This is a genomic window from Fannyhessea sp. C0108B2 (assembly GCF_056583915.1).
In genome coordinates this window covers 1-1,468 of record NZ_JBWPJQ010000015.1, presented here as the reverse complement: position 1 = coordinate 1,468, position 1,468 = coordinate 1, and the positions used below count along the sequence as shown (strand labels likewise).

Genomic DNA, 1,468 nt, shown 5'->3' with positions numbered 1-1,468 from the left:
GATGATATGTACCCCTTTTACTGGACAAAACCAGTGAAAGGGGTTTTGTATGAAATACGATTATGTTTTTAAACTTAATGCTGTAGAACTATATCGCTCTGGTCAGTGGATTGAGACACCGGAAGGTATAAGTCAAAAGAATTTTAGAAAAAGAATTGTACAATGGTCAAGAATTGCAGATATATATGGCCTTGATTCTCTTCGGCATCCAACTACATGTAAAGAACGTTCGGCTGAATGTAGATATCAGTTAGTAGCTCGTGTACTTGCTGGTGAATCACAAAAATCTGTTGCTATTAGTGCAGGAATTGATAGTGGATTATTGTCTAAATGGGTTCAGACATATAAAGTTAAAGGGTATGAAGGATTAAATCTCAAAAAAGGCAGAAAAAGTAAGAAGGAAGCAAACGTGAGCAAGAAATCCAAACCCACTGATTTAACCCCATCAGAACGTGAAGAATTAATTCGTCTTAGAGCAGAAACTGAATACTTAAAAACGGAGAATGAAGCAATAAAAAAATTAATCGCCTTGAGACGCGAAAAATGGGCTGCGGAACTCAAGGCGAAAAAGCAGCAATCATCAAAGAACTCCGAGAAAAAGGATACCAATTAAAATATCTCTTAAAAGCTATTGGCATGTCTAAATCAACTTATTATTTTGAGATTAACAAATCAGATGTAGTTGCTGATCGCAATGAAGAATTACTGATTGTTATTAGAGAAATATTTGAAAAAAACAAGCATAGATATGGTGTTCGTAGAATTTATCATGAATTACTAAATCGTGGATATCATATAAATCATAAGCGAGTTCAACGCCTTATGCATGAAGCAGGATTAGCTGGTAAGCGTCCAAAGGAAAAATATCATTCTTATAAGGGCAAAGTAGGTAAGATTGCTGATAATGTAATAAATAGGGATTTCAGTACAACAGCACCATTGCAGAAATGGACAACAGATGTCTCTCAGTTTAACTTTTCATGGGGGAAATGCTATATCTCTCCAGTACTGGATATGAATACGAATGAAATCATTTCATATAATTTATCAACAAGCCCAAATCTTGAGCAGGTATCAAGAATGCTGGATAGAGCTTTTGAAAAATTCCCATCTGTTGAAGGGCTTATATTTCATTCAGACCAAGGCTGGCAGTATCAACATGCCTATTTTAGAAATACATTAAAAGAACGTGGGATCATTCAGTCTATGTCACGTAAAGGAAACTGCTATGACAACTGCATCATGGAGACATTCTTTGGGAGATTAAAGAACGAGATGTATTATGGATATGAGAAAGGCTATTCTTCCTTTGAAGAATTCTCAAAAGCAGTTGAAGAATATATAGATTACTATAATAACAAAAGAATTCAGGCAAAAACAAAATGGATGCCACCTGTAAAGTACAGAATAGCATCCATGTGTCCAGCCTAGTTCATAAATATGTGTCCAGTATTCTGGGTACATATCA

Annotated in this window: 2 protein-coding genes; both read left to right on the top strand. The window is 35.2% G+C overall.

Annotated features, from left to right (window positions below; translation table 11 throughout):
- Positions 1-49 precede the first annotated feature (49 nt).
- Positions 50-613 carry a transposase gene (locus AC1DBT_RS05900; RefSeq protein WP_480019000.1) on the top strand — a complete coding sequence of 188 codons (564 nt, stop codon included), beginning with the start codon at positions 50-52 and terminating at the stop codon, positions 611-613.
- Positions 544-1,431 (top strand): IS3 family transposase, encoded by an 888-nt coding sequence (locus tag AC1DBT_RS05895; RefSeq protein ID WP_480018999.1) that lies wholly within the window; start codon positions 544-546, stop codon positions 1,429-1,431. Before AC1DBT_RS05900 ends, AC1DBT_RS05895 begins: the two co-directional genes overlap by 70 nt.
- Positions 1,432-1,468 lie beyond the last annotated feature (37 nt).

Bases quoted from the DNA above. Each gene is read 5' to 3' on its own strand.
- AC1DBT_RS05900 (WP_480019000.1), top strand. From the start codon at position 50: ATGAAATACGATTATGTTTTTAAACTTAATGCTGTAGAACTATATCGC.
- AC1DBT_RS05895 (WP_480018999.1), top strand. From the start codon at position 544: ATGGGCTGCGGAACTCAAGGCGAAAAAGCAGCAATCATCAAAGAACTC.